The organism is Halorarius halobius (assembly GCF_024298865.1).
Taxonomy (GTDB): domain Archaea; phylum Halobacteriota; class Halobacteria; order Halobacteriales; family Haloarculaceae; genus Halorarius; species Halorarius halobius.
In genome coordinates, this window is record NZ_CP101161.1 from 418733 (window position 1) to 432802 (window position 14070).

Consider the following 14070-nt stretch of genomic DNA (forward strand, 5'->3'; position numbering starts at 1 on the left):
GAACCCGCGACACAGCACCGACACCCATTTGGCCCGAAGCGGAGAAAGGTCGACAAATGCTGTCACGACAGTTCGTCCGCGAGAACCCGGAGGAGGTGCGTCGTGCCCTCGACACGAAGGGCGTCGACGTGGACCTCGACCGGGTGCTGGAGATCGACGCGGAGTGGCGCGACCTCAAATCGAAGGGCGACGACCTCCGGCAGGAGCGCAACGAGGTCTCCTCGAAGATCGGTCAGCTGAAACAGGAGGGGAAGGAGGAGGAGGCCCAGGCGGCCATCGAGCGGTCGAGCGAGCTGAAAGAGCGGCTCGAGGAGATAGAGGAGCGGGCCGACGAACTGGAGGCACAACTGGAGGAGGCCCTGCTGGAGCTACCGAACGTTCCCCACGAGGACGCGCCCGTCGGCGACGACGAGTCGGACAACGTCGAGGTGGCCCGCGAGGGGTTCGACGACCTGCGCGAGTTGCCCGACCCGGTCGTCCCCCACTACGACCTCGGCGAGGAACTCGACATCCTCGACTTCGAGCGGGGCGCGAAGGTGTCGGGCGGCGGCTTCTACTTCGCGAAAGGCGCGGGCGCGCAACTGGAGCACGCGCTGGTGCAGTTCATGCTCGACCTCCACCGCGAGCAGGGGTACCGCGACGTGTTCCCCCCGATTCCGGTCAACTCGCGGTCGATGCGGGGCACCGGCCAGTTCCCGAAGTTCGTCGACGACGCCTACCGCGTCGGCGGCAAGAACGAGGAGCCGTACGACGACGACGACCTGTGGCTCCTCCCCACGGCTGAGGTGCCGGTGACGAACCTCCACCGCGACGAGATACTGCTTGACGACGACCTGCCGCTGAAGTACCAGGCGTACTCGCCGAACTTCCGACGGGAAGCCGGCGAACACGGCACCGAGACGCGCGGCATCGTCCGCGTCCACCAGTTTAACAAGGTGGAGATGGTGAACTTCGTCCGGCCCGAGGAGAGCTACGACCGGCTCGAAGGCCTTCGCGACGAGGCCGAGGAGGTGCTCCGGCGGCTGGGGCTCCCCTACCGCGTGCTGGAGATGTGCACCGGCGACATGGGGTTCACGCAGGCGAAGAAGTACGACATCGAGGTGTGGGCGCCCGGCGACGACATGGACGAGGGGCCCGAGGAGGGCGGCCGCTGGCTGGAGGTGTCGTCGGTGTCGAACTTCGAGGCGTTCCAGGCGCGTCGGGCGGGCATCCAGTACCGACCGGAGCGCCACGAGTCGGCGGAGTACCTCCACACGCTCAACGGGTCGGGAGTGGCCATCCCGCGCGTGCTGGTCGCGCTCCTCGAGTACTACCAGAACGACGACGGGACGGTCGAAGTGCCCGAGCCGCTCCAGCCGTACATGGGCGGGACGGCGGTCATCGAGGGCCACGAACCCGTCGGCGAGTCGGCGGTCGGCGCCGGCCGGAAGGATTAGTCGGTGTAGGTCCGAATCCTCCGTATCCGGTCGCCGTCGAACTCGAACGTGTCGACGAATCCGAACATCGGGTCGCCGTCGGCGGCGACGAGCCGCCCCTCTACGGCCACGCGCTCGGCCGCGACGTACAGTTCCTCGAGTACGTGGTCCGTGTCGGTGCGCGGCCGGTCCTCCCGCATGAACGCGACGAACGCGTCCGCGCCGTCGATGACGCGGTCCGGGCGGTCGTGGACGAACTCGTCGGCGAGCAGGCCGCGCAGGCGGTCGTACTCGCCGCTGTCGATGGCGTCGTAGTAGTCGCGCGCGGCGGCCGCGGGGTCCATGCCGGGACGACGGCGGGGTTCGACAAGAAACCGGTGGCGAGCCGTTTTTCTTCCCTCCCGGGCTACTCCGGCCGTGGACCTCCACGTCCGGTACGAGGGCGACGACGACCCCGAGAAATGCACGGCCCGGAAACTGGCCCGGTTCGACCTCGCGGAGTTGCACCGGTCGCCGCGGTCCGTGCCGCCGGGGGTCGTGCTCGACCCGTACGCGGAGCGGGCGCTGTCGCCCGCCGACGCCGACGAGGACGTACTCGTCGCGCTCGACTGCTCGTGGGAAACCGCCGAGGAGGAGGCGTTCAAACTCGACGGACCACACCGCGCACTCCCGTTTCTGGTCGCTGGCAACCCAGTCAGCTACGGGACGCCGTTCCGTCTCAACACCGTCGAGGCGTTCGCCGCCGGCTGTTACATCCTCGGCCACGAGGAGCAGGCGGAGCGACTCATGTCGAAGTTCCGGTGGGGCCACACGTTCCTCGAACTCAATGCCGAGCCGCTGGAGCGATATGCGAACTGTGCGGACTCGACGGAAGTCGTAGCCGTACAGGAGGAGTACGTCGACCCCGAGTAGCTACCGGCGGCCGAACCCGACCGGCGGGTCGAGCGGGCTCGTCGGCAACGACGGCGAGAGGTCGGGGTCGTTGTAGCCGCCCGGCGCCACGTCGTTGGGGCCGTCGGGGTAGAACAGCGCGGCGAGCGCCTGTATCTGCTCGCGGCCGACGCCGAGTTCGAACTGACCGCCGCCGTACAGCGACACGTCCCGCGTGCGAGCGTAGTCGATGGTGTCGAACAGGGATTCGACGGTGCCGAACCGCGAGGGCTTGATGTTGAGCCAGTTCGGTTCCCACGGGAGCGCCTGCACCGAGGGGACGCCCGTGATGGGGTAGTCCCACGCCAGCCGGTCGGTCTCGGGCTCCAGCACCGGCGTCGTCTCCTCGGTGACGCCGGGGTCCTCGATGACCGCCTCGGGGAACGCCGACAGCACCCGCTCGTAGAACTCGGGGTCCGGCTCCGTGTCCACCTCCGTTCCCTCGTAGAGCCCTTTCAAATCGAGCGTGCGGACCCGCCCGGTGTCGGCGAGCCGTTCCAGCAGGTCGTCGCTCCACTCCGGGGTGGGGTCGAGTTTGAACTCGGCGTCCGGATTGACGGCGAACACCGCCTCGATGCGGTCGAACCCGTCGAGGCGGGTGGAGACGACGAACCGGACCGGCTCCGGCTCGCGGTCCAGCGCCTCCCCGAGCGTCATCCCCGCCTGCTTCAGCGCCAGGTCGAGCGCGGCGCTCTCGAAGGCCCACCGGCGCATCGCCGGCGCGTGGTGCTGGCTCGGCTCCTCGGGCCAGAGGTCGCCCCGCTCCAGCGCGGCAGAGAACCCGTCGAACTCGTAGGTGCCCGCGAGGTCCGGGCGCGGGTACGGGTCGTGGTCGTCGGCCTCGTAGCAGACGTCCTCGCCGCGGCCGACGTGGCCGTCGCCACCGAGTTCCACCGTCGTCGTGACGCGGGTGAAACCGCTGGAGGTGTCCCGCTCGCGCCGCTGGAGCGTGAGCGACTCCACTGCGACGGGCAGGTCCGCAATCAGGTCGTAGTGGCGCATACCGAGACGAGGGCGTCCATCCCCATAAACCGCCGCGAGACGACTCGGAAAGGTTTAACCGCGGCCTGACGGTAGCGTGGGTATGGCCAACTTCGAGGAAGCGGAGGCACGAACGCTCGAGAAGATGATCTGCATGCGATGTAACGCGCGCAACGCGAAGCGTGCCGAGCGGTGCCGGAAATGCGGCTACGCGAAGCTCCGGCCGAAGGCGAAGGAACGGCGGGCGGCCTGATCGTAGCCGGACCCGCAGTTCGGTGGCCCCGCGGAGCCGCGTGGCCGAACGGGGTACCGACGTTCTCCCGCAACTCCCGTCACCAGCCGTAGCCGAACGTTTTTATCGGGGAACGCGGCCATCCGCCGCGTGACCTGAGCGTCGTCCGCGGCGGTCACGGCGGGAGTGCGGTCCGCCGCCGCGGACCACTCGATGGACCGCCTGCTCGCTATTCGTCGGGGTACTTCGGCTCCCGCTTCTCCGCGCGCGAGAGTGCCGTCTCGACCACGTCGCGCACGTCGCCGTGGAACGCGTCGCCGTGGCCCGCGTACATCTGCTCGACCGACTCGGGGAGCCGGTCGAGTAGCGTGCGGATGGACTCGATTAGCCGCTCGCGCGATTGGCCGGGCTGGTCGGTCCGGCCGAAGCTCCCGTAGTCGAACGCGCCGTCGTCGTGGACGACCACGTCGCCCGAGAACAGCGTCGTCTCCGAGCACAGCGAGACGTGGTCGGCGGCGTGACCCGGGGTGTAGACCACCTCGAACGTCTCGTCGCCCATCTCGACGCTGTCGCCGTCGTCGATGGCGTGGGTCCGAAGCTCGTGGTCCGCGTAGGCGTACACGTCGGGGTCGAATCGCTCGACGACCGCATCGAGGGCGTTCGCGTGGTCCCAGTGCTGGTGGGTGAGCACGACCGCATCGAGGCTGTCGGTGTGAGCGGCCACCTCCTCGACCACCTCGGCGTGGCCGCTGGTGTCGACGAGCGTCGGCCGTGTGCCGAGCACGAGAAAGGCGTTGCCCGCGAACGTGTCGGTGTCGGGCGTGACGTCGAGTACGTCCATACTCCGAGGAGTCGTGCCGGCCGCTTGAGGCTGGCGGGCGCGGCAAGGCATTTTTCCGTCAGGGTCGTTAATGTCCAACCGACCATGGGCTTCGGGAGCTACGACGAGTCCGAACAGGAGAACCAGGAGTACGACACCGACTACGACGACGACGAGGCCGTCAACACGTCCGACCACGACCACCGCGGTGAAGTCTCCTTCGAGTTCGACGAAACCTCCTCGGACGAACTGCTCGACAAGTTCCAGGACATCAAGGACGACGAGGAGTGAAATCCGGGGCCCGGACGCTCGGCGTCGCCGAGTCCTACCGGGGTGACACCAGCACGCTGGCCGGCGCGGTCGTCCGCGCGGACCGCGCGGTCGAGGCGTTCGCGTTCTCGACGTGTACTGTCGGCGGTAGCGACGCGACCGACGCCGTCGCCGACATCGTCGCCGAACTCGACCGCCCGGACGTCCAGCGGTTGCTCGTCGCGGGCATCGCACCCGCGTGGTACAACCTCCTCGACCTGCACCGTCTCCACGAAGCGACCGACCGGGCCGTCGTCTCGGTGTCGTTCGAGGCGAGTCCCGGGCTGGAGCCGGCGTTGCGCCGCGAGTTCGACGGCGAGGCGCTCGACTGCCGACTCGACATCTACGGTCGCCAGCCGCCGCGCCGCGAGGTGACCGTCAACGGCGAACAGGTGTGGGTCCGCACCGTCGGGCTCGACGACGAGGAAGCCGCCGACGTCGTTCGGGCGTTCACGCCCGAGGGCGGCCGGCCGGAGCCGCTCCGCGTGGCTCGGCTGGCCGCGCGCGCGGCCGACCACTTCCGGGCGGATTCTTAGCCCTCCGGCGCCTCACGACGAGCATGCCGATGGAGGGACTGGAGGTGACGGCGTGTGAGCGCTGCCCCGACCTCTGTGAGTCGCGGTCGCGTATCGTCAACGGCGTCGGCCCCGCGGACGCCGACCTGGTGTTCGTCGGGGAGGCACCCGGAGCCAACGAGGACGAGCAGGGCGAGCCGTTCGTCGGCCGCTCCGGCACGGTGCTCGACGACGCGCTCCGCGACGTGGGGCTGGCGCGAGCGGACGTCCGCATCACCAACTGCGTGCGGTGTCGACCGCCGGAGAACCGCGACCCGACGAACGCGGAACTCGACAACTGCCGCGAGTATCTCGAGACGGAGCTACGACGACTCGACCCCGAACTCGTGGTCACACTCGGTAAGGTGCCCTCCGAGCACCTGCTCGACCGGTCGGTCGCGGTAACGTCGGAAGCCGGCGAGGTGTTCGACGCCCGCGTCGGCGACGCGACGTACCGACTGCTCGTCTGCGTCCATCCGGCGGCGACGCTGTACGACCGGAGTCAGGAGGAGACGTTCACCGACGCCATCGAGGCGGCCGCCGAGTTAGCGGGCGTCGGCGACGCCGACGGTGGACAGTCGCGACTCGGCGACTACTAGTTCGTCTGGTCGCCGTAGCCGAGCCACTTCTTCGGGCTCCCGAGGTCACGCAGGCCCTCGATGAACCCCTTCCCCTCGTGTTCGCCCGGCCGGAGCCGGGCCCGCAGACGGGAGGACGTGAGTTCGACGGTCAGCACGATGAACACGACCATGATGAGCCCGGCGACCGCCTCGTCGAAGCGGAGCAGACTGATGCGGCCGTTGATGTACTGCCCGATACCGCCCGCGCCGACGACGCCCAGCGAGATGGCGATGCGGGTGTTGATTTCGAGGATGTACAGCGTCCACGCGACGAAGGAACTGGACACCTGCGAGAGCATGCCGAAGGAGATGACCTGCGGCCAGTTCGCGCCGGTGGACTTGATGGCCTCGATGGGCCCTTCGTCTATCTCCTCGAGTTCGTCGGTGAACAGACGGCCGAGGTTGCCGACGGTGTCGGTGGCGATGGCGAGCATCGCGCCGATGGGCGAGATGCTGGCAAGCGGGATGTAGATGAGCACCCACACCAGCGCCGGCACCGCGCGGATGGTCGACATCGTCCCGCGGAAGATGAAGTTGAACGGGAACGGCGTCACGCGCTCGGAGCCGAGCACGCCGAACAGCAGCGCGAGCGGGAATCCGAGCACCGTCCCGGTGAACCCGATGACGACCGTGAGGATGGCCCCCGACACGAGCAGGCCGCTCGAGCCCGTCTGGGCCGTCTCGATGAACGTCAACGGGTGAGCGAACGACTGGAACAGCCCGTCGAGCCCCGTGACTTCGTTCTCCTGAGAGTAGACGGTGAAGTCGACGAAGTTCGGGTTGAGGAAGTCGCGGATGCTGTCGATGAACGTCGGCATCTGCCGACCCAGGTCCGCGAGCAGTTGGCTCACCGAACTCCCGGCCAGATAGCCGATGCCGAAGTACGTCGTGACGCCGACGGTGGCGAGCAGCGTGAGCGCAGCGATTCGCCGGATGGCCGTCCGGCGCTCGATCCGGTCGAGCGTCTGCTGGACACGGCCGGTGTCGTCACTCATCCGCCTGCACCTCCGCGGCGTCCCCGGCGGTCGCGTCGGGACCAGTGGGGCCGGCCTCGTCGTCCTCGTCGGCGTACGCGCCGGCGGTGTCCTCGCCGTAGTAGAGGTCGTCGACGACCTCCATCGACAGTTCCTCGCGGGTGCCGTCGAACATGACCTCGCCGTCGCGGATTCCGATGAACCGGTCGCCGAACTCGCGGGCGACGTTCACCTGGTGGAGCGACGCGACCGTGGTGAGGTTCCGCTCGTCGGCGGCTTGCTTCATGTACCCCATCACGTCGCGGGCCGCCTTCGGGTCGAGACTGGAGACGGGTTCGTCCGCGAGCAGGAGCTGGGGGTCCTGCACCAGCGCGCGGGCGATGCCGACGCGCTGTTTCTGCCCGCCGGACATCGAGCCGGCGCGCTGTTCGGCCTCGTCCAGCAGGCCGACCGTGTCGAGGGCCCGGAGCGCCGACTCCTTGTCGGGTTGGTAGTACGCCGTGAGGATACTCCGAATCCAGCCGGCCCGCGACAGCGCGCCGGTGAGCGCGTTCCGGTACGCTGACATCGACTCGATGAGGTAGTGCATCTGGAACACCATCCCGACGTCCGAGCCCGCGCCGGGGCGGTGGCCGTTGATGCTGACCTCCCCGGAGGTGGGCGTCGTGAGTCCGTTGAGCACGCGCAGAAGCGTCGACTTGCCCGCCCCCGAAGGGCCGAGGATGACGACGAACTCCCCTTGGTCGATGTCGAAGGAGACGCCGTCGAGTGCCACGGTGTCGCCACCGTAGACTTTCCGTACGTCCGAAAGTGAGACGACCGGCATGTGTCAGCAAAAATTGCGCACGCCGTCTTTAGCTTCCCGGTCTCCGACAGACCGGGACGGGGTAAACGAGTCCACGGGCCGACGTTACGAGTCGAGATACTCGGTCTCGATGCCGAGTTCGTTCGCCACGTCGATGACGGGCTGGTACTTCTCGACGTCGGCGGGACGGACGTCGCTGAACCAGAGGTCGTCGTCGGTCCCTTCCTCGCCGTCGGCCCCGAGATACATCGAGTCCGGCGCGTCCTTCAGGGCGTTGACGAGTTCGTTCTGCTCCTCGTCGGAGAGCTCCGGCGAGGTGACGATGGGCGCACGCGGGATGCCGTCGTACGTCTTGACGTACTCGTAGCCGTCCTTCAGGTTGCGGTCGTCGTTGAGCGTGATGAACTGCCCGACGCCGGCGGCCGCGACCTGGTCGTTCGCCAGCTGCTCGAACGCCTGGGCGTGCCCGGAGAACGTGGCCTCGAAGTTGGCGCTCCCCTGCTCCTGCGGGTAGCCACCGACCTTCAGCCCGGCCTGCTTGAGCATGTACAGCGGGAACAGCGCGCCCGACGCGGACAGGCGGTCGGCGAAGCCGACCGTCTTCCCCTTCAGGTCGGAGAGGCTGTTGATGTCGGAGCTCTCCTTCGTCACGATGACCGAGGTGTACTCCCACGAACCGTAGGCGTACCGCTGGAGCGCGATGTCGGCTTTGTCGGCCTTGACGCCGAGCGCGGCCGCGAACGGTCCCGTCTCCGCGATGTCGGCGGTCCCCGAGCCCATCGCCTGCAGGACGGCGCTGTAGTTGCGGGCGTACTTCAGCGTCGTCGGGAGCCCCGTCTGCTCGTTCAGGTACTCCTTTATCGGCTGATACTGTTTCTCCATCAGATCCTGCGGCTCCGAGGGCGACATCACGAAGTTCACCTCGCCGTTGCCGTACGGCACCGGCGTCTTCGTCGCCGTCGGCGTCCCGTCGTCGGTATCCCCACCGCCGCCGTCGTTGTTGTTGTCCGTGTTCCCGGTACAGCCGGCGAACAGCCCCGCGATGCCGACTGCGCCAGCCGTCTTGAGGAAGGTACGTCGCTGTGACATGCGAACACCAAGAAGTTCCGTATGACACGTATAAAAATTCCGATTAACTCTATATACTGTCGGGTAGAGCCGGGCACCGGACGGGCAGTGACGACGGAAACCGACTTGTCGGTCGCCCACCCAGATGTAGCTATGAGTGTCCAGACGACGGCCGAAATCGTCCTCGTCGACTACGGGCTCGGCAACCTCCGGTCGGCGGCCCGGGGGCTGGAACGAGCGGGCGCCGAGGTGACGGTGAGCGACGACCCGGCCGCCTTCGAGAGTGCCGACGGCGTCGTCCTCCCGGGAGTCGGGGCGTTCGCCGAGGGGATGGAGAACGCCGAACCCGTCCGGGACGCGCTGGTCGAGACGGCCGAGAGCGGCACGCCGCTGTTCGGCATCTGTCTCGGGATGCAGATGCTACTCACCTCCAGCGAGGAGTCGAAGCGGGACGGCCAGGGCGACGCCGAGGGACTCGACCTGATTCCGGGAACGAACCTCCGGTTCCGCGAGGGACAGAAGGTCCCCCACATGGGCTGGAACGAACTGTCCGTCCAGCGTGACCACCCCCTCGTCGGGGGCGTCGACGGGGAGTACGCCTACTTCGTCCACTCCTACTACGCCGAGCCGGACGACCCGAACGCGGTGGTCGCAACGACCGACTACGGTATCGAGTTCCCGGCCGTCATCGCCGACGAACGGGGCACCGTGTTCGGTACGCAGTTTCACCCCGAGAAGTCCGGCGAAACCGGGCTTCGCATCCTCCGGAACTTCGTCGACCTCTGTGCCGAGCGGTAACGGGAGGTTTCCACCCGCCGTCAGGCGATGATAGCCGCACTCTTCCTCGGTCGTCCGGTACGCCGGGCGTACTCGTCGGCGGCCGGTCGCCCGCCGCGATAGCGCGTCTATAGTTAACCGCCGCTCCGCGGTAGCCGGAACCGCCATGACGGCAGTCAAGATAATCAAGGTGCTCGGCACCTCCAGCGAGTCGTGGGAGGACGCCGCCCACGAGGCGGTCGCACAGGCCAACGAGACCATCGACGACATCCACGGCATCGAAGTCGAGGACTGGACCGCCAACGTCGAGAACGGGCAGGTCACGGAGTACAAAGCCACCGTGGAGGTAGCGTTCCCCGTTCACGCCCAACAGGAGTGACCTCTCCGGCGGCTACAGGAACTCGCGGACCTCGGAGTACCACATGTCGTGGTAGTCCACCTCGCCGACGCGTTCGGCGATAGAGACGGCGATGACGTGCCAGCAGAGCTGTGTCGGGTCGTCGGGGTCGAGATTGTACTGGGAGTCGCGGCACTGACAGCCGCCGTCCTCGACGACGTACTCCTCCTCGTGGCCGACGACGACGGTGAAGTCGTTGTACTCCTTGACGCGTTCCTCGGCGACGGCCTCGATGGCCTTCGCGCCCCGCTCGCCGTGGACCGTGAGGATGCGGTCGACTACGTCGGGGGATAGCTCCCCCGCGTCGTCGAGCGCCGCCTGCCACTCCTCGACCGCGTTCACGACTCCGCTTCTCGGGCGGGCGGGAAAAGGGGTTCGGAGGGTGCGTGGCTCGACCGCAGGGAGAGCCACGTTACTGCGAGCGGGGAGCGAAGCGACCCGCGAGCGGCGAATTGTCGACCGCAGGGAGAGCCACGTTACTGCGAGCGGAGAGGAGAGCGAGGGCGAGCGAAGCGAGCCCTCGAAACGGCGAACGGGCGAAGCCCGTGAGCGAAGCGACCCGCGAGCAGGGTGGCCGACCGCAGGGAGGCCACCGGATAGCGAACGGCGAACGTCGTGAGCCGTGAGCCGCGGACAGCCGACCGCAGGGAGGCCACCGAACGGCGACCGACAGCCGACGGGAACCGCGAGCGCCGGCATCCGTGTGGCTTATTCGATGCGCGCCGGCAGGGGAGGTATGGAGGTCAGCGAGGGCGGCATCACGCTGTCGGTGCCCGAGCGGCGCCACGGCGCAAGCGAGGGCGCCGGGGAGGGCGTGTTCTACAACCCCGAGCAGGAACTGAACCGCGACGTGACCGTCGCCGTCCTCGACGCCGTCGCGGACGGCGAGTGTCCCGGCATCGAGGCCGGGTCGGGGTCGTATCTCGACGCGATGGCGGCCTCCGGCATCCGCGGCGTCCGGGCCGCGGACGCCGGCTGGGACGCCACCTGCGTCGACGTGGACGAGGCGGCCGTCGAGTTGGCTCGCGAGAACTTCGAGCGGAACGACCTGCCCGGGAAAGCGACCCGGGCGGACGCGAACGCCCACATGCACGAGTCGTACTACGACGTCGTGGACCTCGACCCGTTCGGGACGCCCGTGCCGTTCCTCGATTCGGCGTGCAACGCGGCCCGGGACCTGCTGTGCGTGACGGCGACCGACACCGCGCCGCTGTGTGGCGCCCACTTCGAGAGCGGCGTCCGCAAGTACATGACGACGCCCCGCAACACCGAGTTTCACGCCGAGATGGGCGTCCGCGTCCTGCTGTCGGCCTGCGTCCGCACCGCGGCCCGCTACGACGTGGCCGCGACGCCCGTGTTGACCCACGCGACGAGCCACTACGTCCGGACGTATCTCGCACTCGACGGGGGCGCGAGGGCCGCCAACGAGCGGGTCGACGCCCTGGGCCACGTCGACTGGTGCCGGTCGTGTCTCTGGCGCGACCACGAGCGCGGCCTCATTGCGGACCCGCGCGACGCCTGCCCGCACTGCGGCGCGGACGTCGAGACTGCGGGGCCGATATGGCTCGGCGCGACCCACGACCCCGCGTTCGTGGGGGCGGTCCGTGACCGGGTCACCGACTACATGGGGACGGCGAAGCGCGCCCGGAAACTGCTCGACCGCCTCGGAGTCGAGCTGGACGAGCCGACCCACTACGACCAGCACCGCCTCTACGAGCAGTGGAGCGAACCCGCGACGGCGATGGACGAGTTCCTGGACGCGCTCCGGGCGGCGGGCCACGAGGCGTCCCGCACCCACTACGGCGGGACGACGTTCAAGACGGCGGCGTCGGTCGCGGAGATACGCGCCGCGGCGCCGTGAGGCGTCCCACCGACTATTTGTAGCCGACCGCCGAACCACCGGCCGTGAATCGACAGGCAGCGGGGCTGGTGGCGACGGTCCTGGCCGTCGTCGACGCCGTGCGGTCGGACCGCATCACGTTCATCGCCGCCAGCCTCGCCTACTACGCGTTCATCTCGCTGCTGCCGCTCATGCTTCTGGGGCTCGTCGCCGTCTCCGTCGTCGGCGGGCCGGACCTCGCCACCGAGGTCGGCAACGACGTCGCCGCCTCCTTCGGCGAGGAGTCGGGGGCGCTGGTCGCCGACGCGCTCACGAGCGCCTCCGGCCGGGGCGGCGCGACCGTCTTCGGGCTGGCGGTGCTGGTGTGGTCCGGGCTGAAACTGTTCCGCGGGATGGACGTCGCGTTCTCGACGGTGTACGGTACCGCCGACAAGGAGTCGTTCCTCGACCAGCTGTACAACGCCGTCGTCACGCTGGTCGGCGTGGGGGTCGCCGTCGTGGCGACGGTGGCCGTCGGCATCGCCACGGCCGAACTCGACGGGGTCGTCGCGGGCGTCGACGTGCTCAACCTCGCCGGCTCGCTGGTGCTGTTCGGCGGGCTCACCGCCGCGTTCCTGCCGCTGTACTACGTGTTGCCCGCCGAAGGGGAGGTCACCGTCCGCGAGGCGCTCCCCGGCGCGGCGTTCGCGGCCGTCGGCTGGGTCGCGCTCACGACCGGGTTCCGCGTGTACGCCGGGATGGCCGCCAGCTATCAGGCGTACGGCGTGCTCGGTGGCGTGCTGTTGCTCGTGACGTTCCTCTACTTCGGGGGGTTGGTGCTTCTGGTCGGAGTCGTCCTCAACGCGGTGCTCGCGGGCCGCATCGAGGAGGGCGAGAACCTCGACCTCCCGCGGGAGGTACGGGAGGCGGTCGCCCGCGACTCCGATGGGGAGCAGTTATCAGGCAGGCGTTCAATCGACCGGGTAGACGTGGCCGACGACGAGGAGCTCGAAGAGGAGGTGCGCCGGCTCCGCGAGGAGTTGGCCGAGATGGAGGAGGCGGTCGACGAGCGGACCGTCCACCGCGAGGAGATCGAGCGCGACCTGAAGCAGTACGTCCGCTCGCGGCTCCGCCGCGGGAAGGCCCGCGGCTGGGGGCCGTATCTCGTGCTCCTGTACGGGACCGCGATGACGCTCGGCGCGTTCTACTTCCTGTCGAGCGGCTGGGCCATCCTCGCCATGCTCGTCATCTGGCTGTCCACGCTCGGCCTCTACGTGGTGATGCTGATGGTCGGCGTCACCGTCACGGCCGCCGGCCTGCCCGGCAAACTGAAGGAGCGCGTCGACGAGTTCCGTAGCTGATGGCCCACGGCATCGGCGTCACCGAGGCGCTCCGCTCCGTCCCGGACGCGGTCGTCCTGCTGTTCGCGCTGGTGACCCAGCTAGGTGACCTCTGGTTCTACTTCCTCGCGCTCACCGTCGCGTACGCGTTCGGCGAGTCGCTCGTGGGCGACGCCGTCTCGCGCGAGCGAATCGCGGCCGTGGTCGCCGTCGCCGTCGGCGCGCTGGCGGTCACCGCGGGGCTGAAGGAACTGTTCGCGCACCCGCGACCCCCGGGTGCGGGGACGCTCCGGCCGATGCCGTGGCTCCCCGCGGTGCTCGTGCCGGTGGTCGAGAGCTTCGCCACCGCCGACGGCTACGCGCTCCCGTCGGGTCACGCGACCGGGAGCGCGGCCGTCTACGGCGCCGCCGCGCTGTTCGTCCGCTACGGCCGCGCCCGCGCCCGCTACCTGCTTGCGGCCGTCGCCGTCCTGCTCGTCGCACTCTCGCGGGTCGTCATCGGGGTCCACTATCTGCTGGACGTCGTGGTCGGCGTCGTCGCCGGACTGACGTATCTCGCCGTCGTCCACCGCGCGACCGGCGGCGGCCAGCGCGTCAAGCGGGCGTTCACGCTCGCGGTGCTTGCGGGCGCGGCCGCCGCGGCCATCCACTTCTCGGTGGAGACGCTGGCGGCGCTGGGCGGCGCGCTCGGCGGACGCATCGGCTGGACGGTGTTCGGCGAGCGGGCGACGACCGGCGCGGTGACCCGCCGCGAGGGTGCCGTCGCGCTGGCCGTCGCCGTTCCGGTCGGCGGCGCGCTCATCGGCGTCGGTGCGACCACGCCCTCACCGGTCGTCGGCTTCCTCGGGACCGGGCTGGCGCTGGCGACGGTGCTCGGGGCGCCGCTGGCGGCGCGGCAGGTTCTCGGAAAAGACCCCGTGTGAGCGACCACGGATCGGGGTCGTACGTTCGGTGGTCGATTCGACGTACGCATCCGCGCGAGCGGAGCGAGCGCGGTTCACGGAAGCCGAACGCAGTGAGGCTAGCGCC

Annotated in this window: 18 protein-coding genes; 11 read left to right on the plus strand and 7 right to left on the minus strand. The window is 69.1% G+C overall.

All coding sequences use genetic code 11. The features are described 5' to 3' along the window. The first annotated feature begins 56 nt into the window (after positions 1-56). Positions 57-1436 (plus strand): serine--tRNA ligase, encoded by a 1380-nt coding sequence (gene serS, locus NL112_RS02130; protein WP_255150982.1) that lies wholly within the window; start codon positions 57-59, stop codon positions 1434-1436. On the opposite strand, the gene NL112_RS02135 is transcribed toward serS, so the two are convergent. Continuing rightward, on the minus strand, positions 1433-1759 hold the full coding sequence (locus tag NL112_RS02135; protein WP_255150983.1) for a nuclear transport factor 2 family protein: 327 nt from the start codon (positions 1757-1759) through the stop codon (positions 1433-1435). The two genes, serS and NL112_RS02135, sit on opposite strands and share 4 nt — an antisense overlap. Before the next feature lie 73 nt (positions 1760-1832). Here NL112_RS02135 and NL112_RS02140 point away from each other — a divergent pair, with 73 nt between their 5' ends. Beyond that, positions 1833-2327: a DUF367 family protein gene (locus NL112_RS02140; RefSeq protein WP_255150984.1), complete on the plus strand. Its 495-nt coding sequence runs from the start codon at positions 1833-1835 to the stop codon at positions 2325-2327. Here NL112_RS02140 and NL112_RS02145 read toward each other — a convergent pair whose 3' ends face one another. Beyond that, the gene (locus NL112_RS02145; RefSeq protein WP_255150985.1) at positions 2328-3347 is read right to left on the minus strand and encodes a hypothetical protein; all 1020 of its coding nucleotides are present in this window, start codon (positions 3345-3347) and stop codon (positions 2328-2330) included. 82 nt (positions 3348-3429) lie between these two features. Here NL112_RS02145 and NL112_RS02150 point away from each other — a divergent pair, with 82 nt between their 5' ends. Beyond that, a complete protein-coding gene (locus tag NL112_RS02150) occupies positions 3430-3579 on the plus strand; it encodes a 50S ribosomal protein L40e (protein WP_255150986.1) in 150 nt (49 codons plus the stop codon). 208 nt (positions 3580-3787) lie between these two features. Here NL112_RS02150 and NL112_RS02155 read toward each other — a convergent pair whose 3' ends face one another. Next, positions 3788-4399, minus strand: coding sequence for an MBL fold metallo-hydrolase (locus NL112_RS02155; protein WP_255150987.1), 612 nt, complete (start codon positions 4397-4399; stop codon positions 3788-3790). Between the two features lie 84 nt (positions 4400-4483). Here NL112_RS02155 and NL112_RS02160 point away from each other — a divergent pair, with 84 nt between their 5' ends. The 3 genes from NL112_RS02160 to NL112_RS02170 are packed head-to-tail and all read left to right on the plus strand — an operon-like array spanning position 4484 to position 5840. Further along, the gene (locus NL112_RS02160; RefSeq protein WP_255150988.1) at positions 4484-4669 is read left to right on the plus strand and encodes a DUF5786 family protein; all 186 of its coding nucleotides are present in this window, start codon (positions 4484-4486) and stop codon (positions 4667-4669) included. Then, positions 4666-5223 (plus strand): endonuclease dU, encoded by a 558-nt coding sequence (locus NL112_RS02165; RefSeq protein ID WP_255150989.1) that lies wholly within the window; start codon positions 4666-4668, stop codon positions 5221-5223. Before NL112_RS02160 ends, NL112_RS02165 begins: the two co-directional genes overlap by 4 nt. Before the next feature lie 23 nt (positions 5224-5246). Beyond that, positions 5247-5840 (plus strand): uracil-DNA glycosylase, encoded by a 594-nt coding sequence (locus tag NL112_RS02170; protein WP_350356146.1) that lies wholly within the window; start codon positions 5247-5249, stop codon positions 5838-5840. On the opposite strand, the gene NL112_RS02175 is transcribed toward NL112_RS02170, so the two are convergent. From NL112_RS02175 to phnD, 3 genes are all read right to left on the minus strand, one after another. After that, on the minus strand, positions 5837-6856 hold the full coding sequence (locus tag NL112_RS02175) for a PhnE/PtxC family ABC transporter permease (RefSeq protein ID WP_255150990.1): 1020 nt from the start codon (positions 6854-6856) through the stop codon (positions 5837-5839). The two genes, NL112_RS02170 and NL112_RS02175, sit on opposite strands and share 4 nt — an antisense overlap. Continuing rightward, positions 6849-7661, minus strand: a complete 813-nt coding sequence (locus tag NL112_RS02180) for a phosphonate ABC transporter ATP-binding protein (protein WP_255150991.1) — start codon at positions 7659-7661, stop codon at positions 6849-6851. The genes NL112_RS02175 and NL112_RS02180 overlap by 8 nt, the downstream gene beginning before the upstream one ends. 84 nt (positions 7662-7745) lie before the next feature. Continuing rightward, positions 7746-8729, minus strand: coding sequence for a phosphate/phosphite/phosphonate ABC transporter substrate-binding protein (phnD, locus tag NL112_RS02185; RefSeq protein WP_255150992.1), 984 nt, complete (start codon positions 8727-8729; stop codon positions 7746-7748). A gap of 132 nt (positions 8730-8861) precedes the next feature. Between phnD and hisH the strand changes: the two genes are divergently transcribed. Together hisH and NL112_RS02195 are read left to right on the plus strand one after the other, a co-directional pair. Continuing rightward, positions 8862-9506 (plus strand): imidazole glycerol phosphate synthase subunit HisH, encoded by a 645-nt coding sequence (gene hisH, locus NL112_RS02190; protein ID WP_255150993.1) that lies wholly within the window; start codon positions 8862-8864, stop codon positions 9504-9506. A 145-nt stretch (positions 9507-9651) separates the two neighbouring features. Next, positions 9652-9864 carry a dodecin family protein gene (locus NL112_RS02195; protein ID WP_255150994.1) on the plus strand — a complete coding sequence of 71 codons (213 nt, stop codon included), beginning with the start codon at positions 9652-9654 and terminating at the stop codon, positions 9862-9864. A 12-nt stretch (positions 9865-9876) separates the two neighbouring features. On the opposite strand, the gene NL112_RS02200 is transcribed toward NL112_RS02195, so the two are convergent. Further along, positions 9877-10224 carry a hypothetical protein gene (locus tag NL112_RS02200; RefSeq protein ID WP_255150995.1) on the minus strand — a complete coding sequence of 116 codons (348 nt, stop codon included), beginning with the start codon at positions 10222-10224 and terminating at the stop codon, positions 9877-9879. A gap of 394 nt (positions 10225-10618) precedes the next feature. Between NL112_RS02200 and NL112_RS02205 the strand changes: the two genes are divergently transcribed. From NL112_RS02205 to NL112_RS02215, 3 genes are read left to right on the plus strand one after another with little or no spacing between them, the layout of a single operon-like run. Continuing rightward, complete coding sequence (locus NL112_RS02205) at positions 10619-11743, plus strand: tRNA (guanine(26)-N(2))-dimethyltransferase (RefSeq protein ID WP_255150996.1); 1125 nt, start codon at positions 10619-10621, stop codon at positions 11741-11743. A 44-nt stretch (positions 11744-11787) separates the two neighbouring features. Further along, positions 11788-13062 (plus strand): YihY/virulence factor BrkB family protein, encoded by a 1275-nt coding sequence (locus NL112_RS02210; RefSeq protein WP_255150997.1) that lies wholly within the window; start codon positions 11788-11790, stop codon positions 13060-13062. Further along, the gene (locus NL112_RS02215) at positions 13062-13964 is read left to right on the plus strand and encodes a phosphatase PAP2 family protein (protein WP_255150998.1); all 903 of its coding nucleotides are present in this window, start codon (positions 13062-13064) and stop codon (positions 13962-13964) included. Before NL112_RS02210 ends, NL112_RS02215 begins: the two co-directional genes overlap by 1 nt. Positions 13965-14070: the final 106 nt, after the last annotated feature.

Coding starts and splice junctions, on each gene's coding strand:
- NL112_RS02215 (WP_255150998.1), top strand. CDS start 13,062: ATGGCCCACGGCATCGGCGTCACCGAGGCGCTCCGCTCCGTCCCGGAC.
- NL112_RS02195 (WP_255150994.1), top strand. CDS start 9,652: ATGACGGCAGTCAAGATAATCAAGGTGCTCGGCACCTCCAGCGAGTCG.
- NL112_RS02150 (WP_255150986.1), top strand. CDS start 3,430: ATGGCCAACTTCGAGGAAGCGGAGGCACGAACGCTCGAGAAGATGATC.
- serS (WP_255150982.1), top strand. CDS start 57: ATGCTGTCACGACAGTTCGTCCGCGAGAACCCGGAGGAGGTGCGTCGT.
- NL112_RS02135 (WP_255150983.1), bottom strand. CDS start 1,759: ATGGACCCCGCGGCCGCCGCGCGCGACTACTACGACGCCATCGACAGC.
- NL112_RS02145 (WP_255150985.1), bottom strand. CDS start 3,347: ATGCGCCACTACGACCTGATTGCGGACCTGCCCGTCGCAGTGGAGTCG.
- NL112_RS02155 (WP_255150987.1), bottom strand. CDS start 4,399: ATGGACGTACTCGACGTCACGCCCGACACCGACACGTTCGCGGGCAAC.
- NL112_RS02175 (WP_255150990.1), bottom strand. CDS start 6,856: ATGAGTGACGACACCGGCCGTGTCCAGCAGACGCTCGACCGGATCGAG.
- NL112_RS02205 (WP_255150996.1), top strand. CDS start 10,619: ATGGAGGTCAGCGAGGGCGGCATCACGCTGTCGGTGCCCGAGCGGCGC.
- NL112_RS02180 (WP_255150991.1), bottom strand. CDS start 7,661: ATGCCGGTCGTCTCACTTTCGGACGTACGGAAAGTCTACGGTGGCGAC.
- NL112_RS02160 (WP_255150988.1), top strand. CDS start 4,484: ATGGGCTTCGGGAGCTACGACGAGTCCGAACAGGAGAACCAGGAGTAC.
- NL112_RS02170 (WP_350356146.1), top strand. CDS start 5,247: ATGCCGATGGAGGGACTGGAGGTGACGGCGTGTGAGCGCTGCCCCGAC.
- phnD (WP_255150992.1), bottom strand. CDS start 8,729: ATGTCACAGCGACGTACCTTCCTCAAGACGGCTGGCGCAGTCGGCATC.
- hisH (WP_255150993.1), top strand. CDS start 8,862: ATGAGTGTCCAGACGACGGCCGAAATCGTCCTCGTCGACTACGGGCTC.